This window comes from uncultured Alistipes sp., assembly GCF_949296715.1.
GTDB lineage: Bacteria > Bacteroidota > Bacteroidia > Bacteroidales > Rikenellaceae > Alistipes.
On record NZ_CASFQD010000057.1, the window covers coordinates 26445 to 40909 of the forward strand.

Below are 14465 nucleotides of genomic sequence, written 5' to 3' on the forward strand. Positions count from 1 at the left end.
TTCCCGACCGGCGGTTTCCTGCCGGCTGCTTTCTGCCGCTCCGCATCTTCGCGGCGGCCTTTATATATTGGTGTCGGCCGGTTCCTTCTCTCCGGCGGTGCGCCGTCTGCGGCAGAGGTACACGACCGCCGCTGCGGCACCCGCCAGAATCACGACCGAGCAGATGCCCGTCACCGCCTCGGCCGCCGTCCAGCCCGGGGCGCGGAAGCGCCACTCGACGACGTGCGTCCCGGCCGGGAGGCGCATCGCCCGCAGCACGTAGTCGGCGCGGAAGGCGGGGGCCTCTTCGCCGTCGATCGTGGCTGTCCAGCCCTTGTCGTAGTATATCTCCGAGAAGACCGCCACGGCCTCCGCAGGGGTCGAGTATTCGTAGCGCAGGCGGTTGGCGCGGTATTCCGTCAGGCGGATCGAGCGGCCGGAGAGCGTGTCGGCCGCGGCTGCGGCCGGCAGTTGGGCGAGGGGCAGGTCCCTGGCGGCGATCACGGCCGTCGTCTTCAGGTCGGTTTCGCCGAGGAGGTCGATCTCCTGCTGTGCGTCCTCCGCCGTGACGACCCCGTCGACGAACCACGCCGCCCCGTTGGCCGTCGTGCGCAGCTGAGCGGCGGGCTGTCCCTCCTCGTCCGGAAGGATCAGGTAGCGCGTGTTGAGCATGTCGAGCACCCCTTCGTCGAGGCCCGACAGGTAGCGGTCGATCAGGTCCTGGTAGCGCGAGAGCTTGGCCCCGTGGTATCCGCCGACGGAGCGGTGGAAATAGGAGGTCGTGGCGTCGTTGAAGGGGCTGACCGTGAGGTTCAGCACGCGGAATCCCGGGGTCTTGTCGGCCAGTATGGCCTTGTCGGCGGCCGTGGCGGTGATCTGCCGTCGGCGCGGCGAGATGAAGTCCTCCGACGAGAGGAAGCGCAGGTCCACGGGCACGAGGTCCAGCAGCACGACGCCGCCGAGCAGCGCCACGAGCCCTCCGCGGCGGATACGCCCGAAGGCGAAGAGCGCCACGCCGCCCGCCGCGAGGGCGATCATCAGCAGCGAGCGCCAGGCGTCGGCCTGCATCATCGCCGCACGGTCGGCGGCCATGGCGGCGCCGATCGCCTCGCCCATCTCGACGTCCATGCCGCGGTCGATGTACTCCTGCATGCCGTTGCTCCGGAAGAGGTGGTGGAGCTGGTCGGTCATCATCGAGATGCTCTCTTCGCGTCCGAAGTCGAAGAGCGAGCCGCCGGCGACGGCCAGCAGCAGGCACAGACCGCCGGTGATGCCTCCGGCCCAGGCCAGGGCGCGCAGCATCCCCTTGCGGGGCACGTCGCCGCGCCACAGCCGCATGAGGGCCAGGGCCCCGAGCAGCGGCACGGCCCACTGTACGACGACGAGCGTCATCGAGACCGTGCGGAACTTGTTGTATCCGGGCAGCAGCTTGAATGCCAGTTCGGTGAATCCCATGAAGTTGCGGCCCCAGGCCAGCAACAGCATCACGGCGCAGACGGCCACGATCCACCACTTGTTGCGGCCGCGCACGAGGGCGATGCCCAGCACCGCGAGGAAGAGGGCCGCGGCCCCGAGGTAGGTCGGCCCGGCCGTGTAGGGCTGCGTGCCCCAGTAGGCGGGCAGCTGCCGCTCGACGCCCCGCAGTCCGTATTCGTTGGCCGTGGCGGCCACCTGGCCGTCCGAGGGGAAGGTCGTGCCCGAGTCGCGCCCCATGAAGTCGGGCACGAGCAGGTTCAGCGTCTCGGTGCGGCCGTAGCTCCACGCCGTGGCGTAGTCGAGGTCGAGCCCGTTGTCCGACGTCTCGGCCGTCGAGGCCAGTTCGGAGCCGCCGCGCATGGTCTCCTTCGAGTGCTGGGCCGTGTACCACAGCGGTGCGAAGTTCGACCCCACGGCCAACACGCCTGCGGCGGCCAGCACGGCCGTGCGCCGGAAGAACTCCGCAAGGCGCTTCCCGCGCAGGGCGACGATGCCCTCGCTGATCCAGAAGGCGGCCATCGCCAGCAGGAAGTAGTAGGTGATCTGCGGGTGGTTGGCGCCGATTTCGAGCGACGTGGCGAGGGCCGTGACGGCGCCGCCGAGCCACAGGTTGCCCCGCAGGGTCATCCACGCGCCGCCCATCATCAGCGGAGCGTAGACCAGCGCCCACATCTTGGTGACGTGGCCTGCGCCGATGATGAGCAGGAAGTAGGTCGAGAGTCCGTATGCGAGGGCCGGGACGATGCCGACCCACGGATCGACGCCGCAGACGAGCAGCATGAGCCACATCGAGACCATGGCGAAGAAGAGGAACCCGGCGGGGGTGTCGATCAGCCGCGTGACCTTGCCTACGGTCCCCTTGACCAGCTGTGCGGGGTAGGCGACGTTGATCAGGTAGGCGGGCATGCCGGAGAACATGCTGCCGGTCCACTGGGGGTCTTCGCCCGTTGCGGCACGCGTGTCGTGAATCTCTTTGGTCATGCCTTCGTACTGGAGCACGTCGTGCTGGGGCAGCACCTCGCCGCGGAACTGCGGCGCGAAGTAGAGAACACTCACGAGCAGGAAAACCGCGAGTGCCGTCGCCGCGGCCCACCACCTGTTTTTCGTATCTTTCGTGAAAATCATTTTTTCAACACTTAACCGAGGGTCAAAGGTACGAAAAAATAGTTACTTGCCGCGTGTCTGTCGTGAATTTTGCTTATCTTTGCATATATGATTACACTCGATTCCATCCGCAAACCCGTCACGGCGGAACTCGCGGCGTTCGATGAATTCGTCGAACGGCAGTTCACGGCCGAGGGGGAGTTGCTCTCGGATATGTTGCGTTATGCTCTCACGTCGCGCGGCAAGGGCATCCGTCCGCTGCTGGTCATGCTCTCCGCGGCGATGAATGCCCGGGTCCCGGGTGCTGCGACGGGCCGCCGGGCCTGTCTGGCGGCCATGCTGGTCGAAATGATCCATGTGGCGTCGCTCATCCACGACGACGTGATCGACGAGGCCGACACGCGGCGTGGCAAACCCTCGGTCAATGCCCGCTGGCAGTCCCACAAGGCCGTCATCCTGGGCGACTACATCCTGGCGCGCAACATGAACATCGGCCTGACGAGCGGCCAGTTCGACCTGGTGACGCACGTCTGCGGCTCGATGGCGGCGCTGTGCGAGGGCGAGGTGCTGCAGGACGAGTGCGCCGCATCGCACGCCATGACGCGCCGGACCTATCTGGACATCATCTACAAGAAGACCGCAAGCCTGCTGGGCGTCAGCGCCTCGGCCGGGGCGCTGGCCGTGGGGGCCACGCGCGACCGGGTGGCGCTCATGCGCCGCTTCGGCGAAGCCGTAGGCATGGCCTTCCAGATTCAGGACGACATCCTCGACTATACGCTCTCGGCCCATACGGGCAAACCCGCCAACAACGACCTGCGCGAGGGCAAGATCACGCTGCCGCTGCTCGCGGTGCTCGAAAAGGTCTCCGACGAGCGGCGCGCCGAGCTGCTCGGCTGCCTGGAGCGCTGCCGCACGGACGAGAAGAGCGTGGAGTACCTGCAGCACACCGTGGAGAACGAGGGGGGCCTCGACGCGGCGGCGCAGGTCATGCACGGCTACCTCGAGCGGGCCGCGGGCCTGCTGTCCGAGTACGAACCCTCGGAGTACCGCACGGCGCTCGTCGACCTGTGCGCCTACATCGCCGAGCGCGACCGCTGAAACCCGACCGAAGACTGAAACATTAACCTAAATAATCAATCACAGATGGAACAAAAAAAGAATTACATCCTTCCGATCGTCGTGATGATCTTCCTCTTCGCCATGATCTCCTTCGTGACGAATCTGGCATCACCGATGGGTGACATCCTCAAGTATCAGTTCGGCGTGCCGAACTGGATGGGTACGCTGGGCGTCTTTGCCAACTTCATCGCCTATGCGATCATGGGTTATCCCGCCGGCAGCATGCTGCAGCGCTACGGCTACAAGAAGACGGCGCTCATCGCCGTGAGCGTGGGCTTCGTGGGCGTCGGCATCCAGACCCTGTCGGGTACGGTCGAGAGCTTCGGCGTCTACCTGCTGGGCGCCTTCATCGCGGGCTTCTCGATGTGCTTGCTCAACACGGTGGTCAACCCTATGCTGAACCGTCTGGGCGGCGGCGGCAACAAGGGCAACCAGCTGATCCAGACCGGCGGCGCCTTCAACTCGCTGAGCGGTACGGCCGTCATCATCCTGACGGGCCTGCTGATTCCCGAGGGTATCAAGAACGCCCAGATCAGCCATGTCTTCCCGCTGATGTACGCCGCGCTGGCAATCTTCGCCTTCGCCTTCGTGGTACTCGTCCTGACGAAGATTCCCGAGAACCCGGTCGACACGAAGAAGAGCGCGGCCAAGAAAGCCGACAAGTACGGTCCGCTGTCGTTCCGTCACTTCGTGCTGGGCGCCGTAGCGATCTTCGTCTACGTGGGTATCGAGGTCGGCATTCCCAACGTGCTGCAGAAGTGGCTGCAGAACCCCGACCTGAATGTGCTGGGCTCGGGCGTCAATGCCGAGGCCGTTGCCGGATCGGTTGCCGCGACCTACTGGCTGCTGATGCTCGTTGGCCGTCTGGTGGGCGCCGTCGTCGGCAGCAAGGTGTCGGCCCGCGCCATGCTGGGCGTCGTGTCGTGCGCCGGTCTGCTCCTGACGCTGGGGGCCATCTTCGCCCCGCAGGTTGCCGTCAACCTGCCCGTCTTCAACGGCGCCGCAGGCGTCGGCCTGGTGAACGTGCCGGTCAACGCCGCGCTGCTCGTGCTCTGCGGCCTCTGCACCTCGGTGATGTGGGGCGGCATCTTCAACCTCGCCGTCGAGGGGCTGGGCAAGTACACCGAGAAGGCTTCGGGTATCTTCATGGCGCTGGTTTGCGGTGGCGGTATCCTGCCGCTCCTGCAGAACGCGATCGTCGACATGGGCGACGGCGTGGCTTATCTCCAGAGCTACTGGGTGATCGCCGTAGGTCTCGTCTACATGCTCTTCTATGCGCTTGTCGGCTCGAAGAACGTCAACAAGGACATTCCCGTCAACGACTGATCCGTCCGCTTGCGGAATTGACAAAGCCGGGCTCCCTTTGTGGAGCCCGGCTTTTTTGTCCCTGATGCACGGACGGATGCCCCGTTACGTGCCTTCCCGGGCGGTTCCGGCCGGACGGGACTGCCGCAATGCGGCGGAGCCCGGCGGGAATCTGCTCCTGCCGGGCTCCGTCGTGTTGCGGGAATGTGCGTGTGCCGGGTTGCCTCCTACCGGTCGATGTCGAGCAGGATGCGGTAGCTCTGCCCGGGCTCGAAACCGGGGTCGTAGACGAGCAGGAAGTTCTCGTCGACGGCGGCGTGCCACGTCTGCCCCTCGGCCAGGCGGGGATTCTTCAGTCGTTCGGGGAAGAAGCAGCTGAAGGGCAGGTCGCCGACGTGCTCCTCCTTGAAGCGGTCACCGGCCATGCGCGCCGCGCTGAAGTCGGGCGCCGTGGTCACCGTGATCTCGTACTGCGAACCGATGCGGCGCTGCGTGACCTCGAAGTCCCGCTCGGCGGGCAGCTCCCGAAGGCGGACCTCCCATGCCGGGTCGCCGTAGCAGGCCAGCACGTCGCGGTCGAAGAAGAAGCCCAGCTCGTCGTCGGTGAGGTGGCGTCCGGCCGTGCTGTCGGCCTGCCCGACCATGCGGTCCCAGTCGAATCTGTCGCCGGGGTAGGGGAAGGCCTTGCCGCGCACCTCTGTCACCTGTTCGTCGAGCCAGTGGAGCATGTCCTGCCGGTTGAGGTAGAAGGCCTCGGCGAGGGTGTAGCGGCCGGGTGTCGTGAGCCAGTATTTCAGTCCGCCCCAGCCGTTGCGGCCGTACCATGTCGGCACGACGTAGCCCATCATCGCGGCGGCCCGGGCGCTGTTCATCCAGGCGACGGCCATGCTCTCGCGCGTGCAGTCGACGTTGCCGATCAGGCAGTTGCCGATGGGCAGGAAGACCCGCCGCTTGCCCGTTTCGTGCAGCGGTTCGGGACCCTCGGGGAGGTCGGCGTAGAGGGCGCCGTCGCGGGCGCGGAGGTTGCCGACGGAGAAGGGCATCTCGAGGTTGCGCTCCGTGGCGTGCGAGGCGGTGGTGATCAGGTCGGGATCGTAGGCGGCGTAGAAGTCGCAGAAGCAGCGCAGCAGGTCGGGCCGTCCGTCGGCAAGCGTGCGGTCGGTCATGTAGTGCGTCACCGAGTCGGCGCCGGGGCGCTTCTCGCCGCAGCGGCCCGGCGTGCGGTCGTCGACATAGGCGAAGGCGTCGAACCACTTGCCGCTGCCGACCTCGCGCAGGGTGCTCACGGCGCTGCGGACGGTCAGCGGCTCGCGCGCCGCCTCGACCATGCGCAGGGCTGCCGCGGCGTCGTAGCCCGTGACGATGCCCCAGAGGTAGTCGTCGTAGCTGTCGCCGTCGACCTCGCGGGCCATGCGGTTCAGCGCGATGACGTAGTCGCGGCCGATGCGCTCGGGCCGTTCGACGAAGGCCACGTAGCGGGGTGTGAGCTCCCGGAGCGCGGGCAGCGCCTCGTCGGGCGTTTCGGTGTAGGAGAGGAGTGCGGCACCGGGGTGCGACTGCCGCAGTGTGGCGACGACCTCGCCCCAGGCGGGATCGTCCGCAATGCCGGGACCCGCGACGATGGCGTAGTCGGAGGCCGCCGGACGGCAGCCGCAGAGCGCTGCGGTTGCCAACAGAAGAAAGATCAGTCGTTTCATGAGTCGAATATAGCAAAAAAGCAGGACATTCGCAATCGGAATGTCCTGCTTTTCTCTTTCGGAGGTGCGGGATTACTTCTTCTCCGCGCCGCCCATACGCTTCTCCTTGATGCGGGCCTTCTTGCCGGTCAGGTCGCGCAGGTAGTAGATGCGTGCACGACGGACGACACCGACCTTGTTGACCTCGATCTTGTCGATGTGCGGCGAGTAAAGCGGGAAGATGCGCTCGACGCCCACGCCGTTCGATACCTTGCGGATCGTGAACATCTTGGTCTTGCCCGAACCCTTGATCTGGATCACCACGCCGCGGAAGCTCTGGATACGCTCCTTGTTACCCTCGATGATCTTGTAGGAAACGGTGATCGTGTCACCGGCCTTGAACGACGGAATGTCTGCGTCCGTCTTCGGCCACATCTGCTCGTTGACGAGCTTGATGATTGCGTCTTTGTTCATTGTTGCAACAATTTAATAGTTTCGTACCCAACATTCCCGCTGCACCGTGGCTACCATGCCGGTTCCCTGACCGGCAATCCCGCGCGCCGCTCCGTACCTCCGGAATCCGGTGACCTGCCGCCCTCCGCATCCGCCTTTCCGGCTTCCGCCTCGGTCCGACCCGCCGCCGTCTCCGTCCCCGGAGCGCCCGCCTGTGCCGTAGCGCCCAATGAAAGAGGTTGATCTACGCCCGTTTGGGATGGCAAAGGTAAACAAAAAAAAATCATTTCCCGTGCTCCGGGATGAAAAAATCGCCGCGGGGCGGGAAATATTCGTATCTTTGCCTTCAAAATTGCGAAAAAACGATGAACCGGAGACTGATCCTCGTAACCAATGACGACGGTTACGACTCGAAGGGCCTCGCCGCCGCCGTGGAGGTGGCCCGCACGTTCGGCCGCGTGGTGGTCGTGGCCCCCGAAACCGTGCAGAGCGGCATGAGCCAGGCTATCACGATGTACAACCCGCTCTACCTGCGGCGCATCCGCGAAGAGGAGGCGTTGAGCGTCTACGCCTTCTCGGGCACGCCCGTCGACTGCGTGAAGATGGCGTTCGACTACCTGCTGCGCGACGAACGGGTCGACCTGGTGATCTCGGGCGTCAACCACGGCTCCAACTCGGCGGCCAACGTGCTCTATTCGGGGACGATGGGCGCGGCGATCGAGGGGAGCTTCTACGGCTGCCCGGCCGTGGGGCTGTCGCTCGACGACCATTCGGCCGATGCCGACTTCACGGCCGCGGTGGAGTACGGACGGCGGATCGTCGGCGAGGTGCTTGCCGCCCCGGAGCTGACGCTTCCCCTCTGCCTGAATGTCAACGTCCCGGCGCTGCCCGCGGCGGAGATCCGCGGCATCCGGACCTGCCGCCAGAACCGCGGATTCTGGCGCGAGGAGTTTTTCCGCCGGGAGGATCCCCGGGGCCGGGAGTATTTCTGGCTGACGGGTGCCTTCGTGAACGGCGAACCCGAGGCGGAGGATACGGACGGGTGGGCTCTTTCGCACGGCTACGTCTCGGTGGTCCCGGTGCAGGCCGACATGACGGACTACCGGCAGCTGGAGCAGCTGCGGGACCTGCTGCGCGACAAGGCGTGATTTTTCACGCTTCCGAAGCCGCAAAGGGTTCCCGAATCGTGAAAAAATGATTATTTTTGTGAAAAACCGCGGCTTATGCTGATCAAAATCCTGCTCATCATCTCCATCGTCGTGCAGACGCTCGCGACGGTGTATGCCCTGCGGCTCGTGCGGGCGACGAAATACAACTCGGTGTGGATTCTCTTCATCGTGGGCTTCTCGCTGCTGTCGGTCGAGCGCCTCATCCAGTTTATGGTGGCTAACGGACAGTATGTGCCCCGCTGGTGGTTCGCCTACCTGGGGATCATCGTGTCGGTCTGCCTCTCAATCGGCGTGATGTATGCCCACAAGCTCTTCAAGTACATCGACCGCCTGAACCGGCAGCGGTCGCTGCTCAACAAGCGCATCCTCACGGCCGTGCTGCGCACCGAGGAGAAGGCCCGCTCGCGCTTCTCGAAGGAGCTGCACGACGGCCTGGGTCCGCTGCTCTCGTCGGCCAAGATGTCGCTCACGGCCCTGGCCCGCGAGGAGCACGATGCCGAGCAGCGCGAGATCATCGCCAATACGACCTACGTCATCGACGAGGCGATCCGCTCGCTGCGCGAAATCTCGAACAACCTCTCGCCGCACGTGCTCAACGACTTCGGCCTGGCGCGCGGCGTGCAGAACTTCATCGACAAGAGCGCCGCGATGCACGACGTGAAGATCCGCTTCACGACGAACCTCCGCTCGGAGCGTTTCGATACGGATATCGAGGTGATCCTCTACCGGGTGATCTGCGAGCTGATCAACAACTCGCTCAAGCATGCGGCCTGCACGTCGATCAACCTCTCGCTGTCGCAGAGCGGCACGAGCCTGGCCCTCGACTACTCGGACAACGGCCGGGGGTTCAACCCGCAGGCGATGATGGACTGCGGCATGGGACTGTCGAACATCTCCTCGCGGATCAACTCGCTGGGCGGGACCTTCGAGATCACGAGCTCCAAAGGCAAGGGCATGCGGGCCGCGATCCGCGTGAGCACGCAGGAGGAGGCGCAGCCGCAGCAAAAAAGAAGACGCCGATGACCGACTGCCGGATCATACTGGTCGACGACCATTCGCTCTTCCGCAACGGGCTGCGGGGGCTGCTCGAACGCTGTGCCGGCTGCCGGGTCGTGGGGGAGGCCGCAAGCGGCGAGGAGTTCCTTGCAATGCTTCCGGCGGCGGAGGCCGACATCGTCTTCATGGATTTCGCCATGCCGGGGCTCGACGGCGCGCAGACGACGGAGCGGGCGCTGGCGCAGCGTCCCGACCTGCGGATTATCACGTTGTCGATGTTCGGCGAGGAGAGCTACTATTCACGCATGGTCGAGGCCGGGGCCCGGGGCTTCCTGCTCAAGGATTCGGATATCGGCGACGTGATCGAGGCGATCGAGACGGTCATGGGCGGCGGCAGTTACTTTTCGCCGCAGCTGCTCTCGTCGCTTACGGGCCGCATGCGCACGCGCGAGACCGAAGGCGAGGAGCCGTTGTCGCTGCGCGAGCGGGAGATTCTGGTGGCCGTCTGCCGGGGGCTTTCGAATCAGGAGATTGCCGACGAACTCTTCATCTCGAAGCGCACGGTGGACAAGCACCGCGCCAACATCCTCGAGAAGACCGGATGCAAGAATACGGCCTCGCTGGTCGTCTATGCCATCCGCAACGGGATCGTCGAACTGTGACGCCCTCCCGTTTCCCTTTATATCCCTGCATCGACGGTTTTACATCAGCGGCGAGAAGAGCCGCATGACCGATTCCGCGAACTTGCGGCTGCGCGGCCGCTTGAACCACTCTCCGGGTACGAGCTGCCGGCACTGTGCGGCGTCGTCGGCGAAGACCGCCGCCATGCGGGCCGTGAAGTCGGTGTCGTAGACGAAGCCGCACACCTCGAAATTGTGCTCGAAGCTGCGGAAATCCATGTTTGCCGAGCCGATGACCGTCAGCGCCTCGTCGATAATCAGCAGTTTCGAGTGGAGGAATCCCGGCCGGTAGAAGAGAATCCTTACGCCCGCCTTCACCATGTCATCCAGGTAGGAGTGTGACGCGAGGTCTATCGCCCTCGAGTCGGAACGTGCCGGAAGCATCAGCCGCACGTCGATGCCGGCCAGTGCGGCGACCTGCAGCGCTGTGTTGAGCACGTCGGGCGGCAGGTAGTAGGGGGTCTCGATCCAGATGCGGTGGCGGGCCCGCGAGATGGCGTGGCTGTATGCCTGCAGCAGCGTCCGCCACTTGCCCAGCGGGCTGCCCGGCACGATCTGGAGGATGTTGCCGGTGAAGTGCTCCGCCGTCGGGAAATAGGCCTCGCCGGAGATGTGCCGCTTGGTCGTGGCCGACCAGTCGCTCAGGAACGAGACCTGCAGCCCGGCCACGCCGCGCCCCTCGATCCGGAAATGGGTGTCGCGCCAGCATCCCCAGCAGGTGCCCTCGACATAGCGGTCGGCGATGTTCATGCCTCCGATGAAGCCCACACGGCCGTCGATGACGACGATCTTGCGGTGGTTGCGGTAGTTGACCTTGCTGGTGAAGCGCGGGAACTTCACGTGCAGGAAGGCCCTCACCTCGATTCCCTCGCTGCGCATCCGTTCCAGAAATCGTTTCTGCTTCTTTACGCTGCGGCTGCCCACGTCGTCGTAGAGGATACGTACCTCGACCCCTTCGCGGGCCTTGGCGATCAGGGCGTCGCACAGCCGCTGTCCGGTGGCGTCGTTCGAGAGGATGTAATACTGTACGTGGATATGGTGGCGGGCCTTCGCGATCTCCGCGAGCAGCGCCTCCATCTTCGACCGGCCGTCCGTATAGGGGGTGATGCGGCTGCCGCGCAGCGGTACGGCATGGCTCGTGTTGAAAAGCAGGCGGGCCAGCGTCCGGTGTTCGGACGGGATGGACGTATCCGCTTCGCGGTCGCTCTCCTCGAGTTGTGTGGTGATGCGCTTGCGCATGCGGCGGGAGATGATCCGCTGCTTGGAGAGGTTTTGTCCGAAGAAGAAATAGAATACCAGTCCCACACCCGGGGCGAGCATCAGCACGATGATCCACGGGAGGGTCTTCAGCGGATTCCTGTTGTCGGTGATGACGGCCAGGATGATGACCGCGATCGTGATCGTGTAGACGATCAGAAATGCGTATGTGAAAATCTGTTGCATTCCCTCATCCGAAACATTTGCAGCGGGGCGTCAGGCCCCGTCTGCGGTGTCCGACCTGTTGCCCCGGCGGCTATTTCTGCTCCGGCTCCGGGAATTCGATGCCGTAGAGCAGGTGCTCCACGCCGCGCAGGAAGTTGCGTTTGTGCAGCTTCGGGGAGTAGACGTAGCAGTCGAGCGTCAGGATGCGTCCGGTTGCCTGGTCGACGGTCGAGTAACTGACGAACGGGCCGCCCATGAAGTCCCCCTCGACGTCCCAGAAGCCGCGCAGCTCGAACCACGTGCGACCCTCGAGCTGGAAGACCCGCATGTCGGGGTCGAACGCCGCCGAGGTGGTCATGTAGGAGCCGTCGGACGGACCCGGAATGCGGGCCGCGAACTGGTTGCGGGCGGCCGTCAGGGCTGCGGCCGTGAGCGACTGCGGTCCGGCATAGGGATAGGAGTAGAGGAAGAATCCCTGGCTGGCCGTCGGGTACTCGTAGCGGGCCCAGAGGAAATCGGGCTGGCTGGCGGCGAGCAGGTAGCCTTTCGGTACGGCCATGCGGATGCCGAAGGTCTTGCGGATGGCCTCCTCGATGCCGGGGTTGCCGAATTTGGCGTTGTAGGCCACGTCGCGGTCGCGCTCGGCCATCTCGAGCACCCGGACCAGGTCGTCGCGGTGCTGCGAGAGATACTCCACGATCGAACGGTTGTCGGGACCCTGCAGCGTCAGGACGATCTGCGGCTGTGCGGTGACGTCGTACTGCACGGCCACGGCGGTCTTGTCGAGCGAGGGGTCGGTCACCACCTTGAGGATGTTGCGGTGTTCGGCGATCATGTTGCGGAATCCCTGCTCGGTGACGCGCAGCACGTCGAAGAGCGGTTCGGTCTGGTTGATGTAGGCTACCGGCGCCGTGAGGATCGCACGCAGCGTGTCGCCCATTTCACCCGTCCACTCCGCCTGCGGGCATACGAGGATCAGCTCGTAGGGCTTGCCCTGCGAGGTTTTGAGATTGGCGTCGCTCAACGTGCGGAAGGCGTCGCATCCGGTGGTCAGCGCGGCGAAAAGGGAGACGATCAGCAGACTGTGGAGTCGTTTCATGGTCCGAATGTGTTTTGCACAAATATACTAATTTTTTCGCAGACGGTGTGAAAAAGGCGGTTTTTGTTTCGCGGATGGCGCGAAAATCGCTATTTTTGTCCCGTATGCGTTTGAAGCCACCGAAAATAATCCGGCGCCTGATGCCGGACCTGATCTGGGAGATCGACGACGAGGACGGCGTCTTCCTCACCTTCGACGACGGACCCACGCCCGGCATCACGGAGTGGATACTCGCCACGTTGGACAAGTACGATGCCAAAGCGACCTTCTTCGTGCTGGGAAAGAACGTCGAGATGTACCCCGACCTCTTCCGGCGCATCGTCGACGCCGGGCACCGCGTGGGCAACCACACCTATTCCCACCAGAAGGGCTGGGGCATGAGCCTGGAGCGCTACACGGAGGATGTGGATTTTGCCAACGACCTGATCCACAGTGAGCTGTTTCGTCCGCCCTATGCGCAGATCACGCCGGCGCAGGCGCGCCTGCTCGGGCAGCGCTACAAGCTGGTGATGTGGGACATCATCTCGCGCGACTACAACCGCCAGCTCTCGCCGCGCACCTGCCTGAAGAACGTCACGAAGTACCTCGCTCCCGGCGCCATCGTGGTCTTCCACGACAGTGAAAAGGCCTTCCGCAACATGCGCTATGCCCTGCCGCGCACGCTGGAGAAGATCCGCCAGCTGGGGTTGCGCTGCAAGGCCATCGAACTGTAGCGCGGTGCGCTGCATCCGGGCCCGCATCTGTTGCCCGCCGGGCCTGTGACAAGAAAAAACTCCCGCCTCGGCCGAGGCGGGAGTTTTCGTTGTGGGTACGGCTGGACCTTACGACCAGTCCTCCACGCGGCATGCGCCCGCATAGGAGCCCGTGACGCGGTGTCCGTAGCCGTCCTTGAGGTCGATCTCGAAGGTGTATTCGTTGCCGCCGCGGTTGGTGACCGTCACCGTGCCGCTGCGCAGCGAGGCCTCGATCTTGCCGGTTGTCGAGAAGTACCACGCTCCGAAATAGCCGCCGTAGGCCGGTTCGTAGACGCCGCTCAACAGTGTGCCGATGTCGTAGTCGTCGGCCGTCATGGCGTCGATCACGGTGTAGGTGCCCGACGGAATGCCGTCCGAGCTGCCCGGCGTGACGTTGACCGAGAGCATCAGGGCGTCGGACTGTCCGTAGTTGTTGCCGAGGTCGTAGTCCGGACCGGCGAGGATGACCGTGTAGAGGTCCGACGTCTCGGTGAAGACCACCCCGCCGTAGGCCAGCAGCCCCTGCGACAGCCCCTTGATCTCGATGTCCTGCGTGAGGTTGCTCATCTGCCCCTCGCCCGAGCGGTTGAGGAACGAGATCGCGCCGACGAACGAATAGGCGTATTCGCTTCCGTCCGAGAGGGTCAGCGCCGCGTCGATGACGTAGTAGCCCTCCTGCATCGCGACGGTCACCGTGCCGCCGGTGACATCGAAGCTCTCGGCACCGCCTTCGGCGTTGTAGCGTGCCAGGTAGCTGTCCCCGTAGGCGACGTTGAGCGTGAAGGCCTGGTGCGTGTCGTTGGTGTAGTCGCACGTGTAGGTGCCCTCGGCCAGCGCCGCGAAGTCGGCATTGGCGGCCAGTGTCGTGTTGAAGTCCAGGCAGAGGATGTAGCCCGGGCCCGTGTAGTCCCCCGCGGAGGCGTCGTACTCCATGTCGGAGATGAAGTTGATCCAGAGGTTGCCCGTGCCGGCTTCGTAGAGGTCGCCCTTGTAGAAGGCTTCGGTCGTCACGCCCTCGGTCGGGGTGATCCCGCCGCCGTTGCCGCCGTTGCCGCCGTTGCCGCCGTTGCCGCCGTAGTCGTCCTTGTCGCCCGAGCAGGCCGTTGCGGCGAGAGCCATTGCCGCCGTGCCCAGAAAGAGCAGTAAACGTTGCATTTTTCTCATGTTTTTTCTTGGTTATGTTGATGTGCAGGGCCAAATATATGGAAAACATTTCCGAATGCCAAATATCGTGTCGGGGTTTTTCGTCCCGT

At 64.5% G+C, this 14465-nt stretch carries 12 protein-coding genes; 6 read left to right on the forward strand and 6 right to left on the reverse strand.

Features of this window, described 5'->3' with window-relative positions; all coding sequences use genetic code 11:
* Positions 1-60: 60 nt before the first annotated feature.
* Entirely contained in the window at positions 61-2580 is a 2520-nt protein-coding gene (locus Q1Y33_RS08735) for a YfhO family protein (protein WP_300799354.1), read from the reverse strand.
* A gap of 87 nt (positions 2581-2667) precedes the next feature.
* Between Q1Y33_RS08735 and Q1Y33_RS08740 the strand changes: the two genes are divergently transcribed.
* A complete protein-coding gene (locus tag Q1Y33_RS08740) occupies positions 2668-3657 on the forward strand; it encodes a polyprenyl synthetase family protein (protein ID WP_300799355.1) in 990 nt (329 codons plus the stop codon).
* A 45-nt stretch (positions 3658-3702) separates the two neighbouring features.
* Positions 3703-5004: an MFS transporter gene (locus tag Q1Y33_RS08745; RefSeq protein ID WP_300799356.1), complete on the forward strand. Its 1302-nt coding sequence runs from the start codon at positions 3703-3705 to the stop codon at positions 5002-5004.
* Between the two features lie 206 nt (positions 5005-5210).
* Here Q1Y33_RS08745 and Q1Y33_RS08750 read toward each other — a convergent pair whose 3' ends face one another.
* Positions 5211-6680, reverse strand: coding sequence for a hypothetical protein (locus Q1Y33_RS08750; protein ID WP_300799357.1), 1470 nt, complete (start codon positions 6678-6680; stop codon positions 5211-5213).
* A gap of 72 nt (positions 6681-6752) precedes the next feature.
* Complete coding sequence (rplS, locus tag Q1Y33_RS08755; RefSeq protein WP_300799358.1) at positions 6753-7133, reverse strand: 50S ribosomal protein L19; 381 nt, start codon at positions 7131-7133, stop codon at positions 6753-6755.
* Between the two features lie 344 nt (positions 7134-7477).
* On the opposite strand from rplS, the gene surE reads away from it, so the two are divergent.
* The 3 genes from surE to Q1Y33_RS08770 all read left to right on the forward strand — a co-directional run bounded on the left by surE (position 7478) and on the right by Q1Y33_RS08770 (position 9939).
* Complete coding sequence (gene surE, locus Q1Y33_RS08760) at positions 7478-8260, forward strand: 5'/3'-nucleotidase SurE (protein WP_300799359.1); 783 nt, start codon at positions 7478-7480, stop codon at positions 8258-8260.
* A gap of 75 nt (positions 8261-8335) precedes the next feature.
* A complete protein-coding gene (locus Q1Y33_RS08765; RefSeq protein WP_300799360.1) occupies positions 8336-9304 on the forward strand; it encodes an ATP-binding protein in 969 nt (322 codons plus the stop codon).
* Positions 9301-9939 (forward strand): response regulator transcription factor, encoded by a 639-nt coding sequence (locus Q1Y33_RS08770; protein WP_300799361.1) that lies wholly within the window; start codon positions 9301-9303, stop codon positions 9937-9939. The genes Q1Y33_RS08765 and Q1Y33_RS08770 overlap by 4 nt, the downstream gene beginning before the upstream one ends.
* 39 nt (positions 9940-9978) lie before the next feature.
* Here the strand turns inward: Q1Y33_RS08770 and cls are convergent, their stop codons facing one another.
* Together cls and Q1Y33_RS08780 are read right to left on the reverse strand one after the other, a co-directional pair.
* The gene (gene cls, locus Q1Y33_RS08775; protein ID WP_300799362.1) at positions 9979-11400 is read right to left on the reverse strand and encodes a cardiolipin synthase; all 1422 of its coding nucleotides are present in this window, start codon (positions 11398-11400) and stop codon (positions 9979-9981) included.
* Positions 11401-11470: 70 nt separating this feature from the next.
* Positions 11471-12478, reverse strand: a complete 1008-nt coding sequence (locus tag Q1Y33_RS08780; protein WP_300799363.1) for a DUF4837 family protein — start codon at positions 12476-12478, stop codon at positions 11471-11473.
* Positions 12479-12618: 140 nt separating this feature from the next.
* Here Q1Y33_RS08780 and Q1Y33_RS08785 point away from each other — a divergent pair, with 140 nt between their 5' ends.
* The gene (locus Q1Y33_RS08785; protein ID WP_300799364.1) at positions 12619-13191 is read left to right on the forward strand and encodes a polysaccharide deacetylase family protein; all 573 of its coding nucleotides are present in this window, start codon (positions 12619-12621) and stop codon (positions 13189-13191) included.
* A gap of 108 nt (positions 13192-13299) precedes the next feature.
* On the opposite strand, the gene Q1Y33_RS08790 is transcribed toward Q1Y33_RS08785, so the two are convergent.
* Positions 13300-14367, reverse strand: coding sequence for a hypothetical protein (locus Q1Y33_RS08790; RefSeq protein WP_300799365.1), 1068 nt, complete (start codon positions 14365-14367; stop codon positions 13300-13302).
* Positions 14368-14465: the final 98 nt, after the last annotated feature.

Excerpts from the sequence above, each read along its gene's own strand:
- Q1Y33_RS08740 (WP_300799355.1), top strand. The coding sequence starts at position 2,668 with ATGATTACACTCGATTCCATCCGCAAACCCGTCACGGCGGAACTCGCG.
- surE (WP_300799359.1), top strand. The coding sequence starts at position 7,478 with ATGAACCGGAGACTGATCCTCGTAACCAATGACGACGGTTACGACTCG.
- rplS (WP_300799358.1), bottom strand. The coding sequence starts at position 7,133 with ATGAACAAAGACGCAATCATCAAGCTCGTCAACGAGCAGATGTGGCCG.
- Q1Y33_RS08780 (WP_300799363.1), bottom strand. The coding sequence starts at position 12,478 with ATGAAACGACTCCACAGTCTGCTGATCGTCTCCCTTTTCGCCGCGCTG.
- Q1Y33_RS08765 (WP_300799360.1), top strand. The coding sequence starts at position 8,336 with ATGCTGATCAAAATCCTGCTCATCATCTCCATCGTCGTGCAGACGCTC.
- Q1Y33_RS08745 (WP_300799356.1), top strand. The coding sequence starts at position 3,703 with ATGGAACAAAAAAAGAATTACATCCTTCCGATCGTCGTGATGATCTTC.
- Q1Y33_RS08750 (WP_300799357.1), bottom strand. The coding sequence starts at position 6,680 with ATGAAACGACTGATCTTTCTTCTGTTGGCAACCGCAGCGCTCTGCGGC.
- Q1Y33_RS08735 (WP_300799354.1), bottom strand. The coding sequence starts at position 2,580 with ATGATTTTCACGAAAGATACGAAAAACAGGTGGTGGGCCGCGGCGACG.
- Q1Y33_RS08790 (WP_300799365.1), bottom strand. The coding sequence starts at position 14,367 with ATGCAACGTTTACTGCTCTTTCTGGGCACGGCGGCAATGGCTCTCGCC.
- cls (WP_300799362.1), bottom strand. The coding sequence starts at position 11,400 with ATGCAACAGATTTTCACATACGCATTTCTGATCGTCTACACGATCACG.
- Q1Y33_RS08785 (WP_300799364.1), top strand. The coding sequence starts at position 12,619 with ATGCCGGACCTGATCTGGGAGATCGACGACGAGGACGGCGTCTTCCTC.
- Q1Y33_RS08770 (WP_300799361.1), top strand. The coding sequence starts at position 9,301 with ATGACCGACTGCCGGATCATACTGGTCGACGACCATTCGCTCTTCCGC.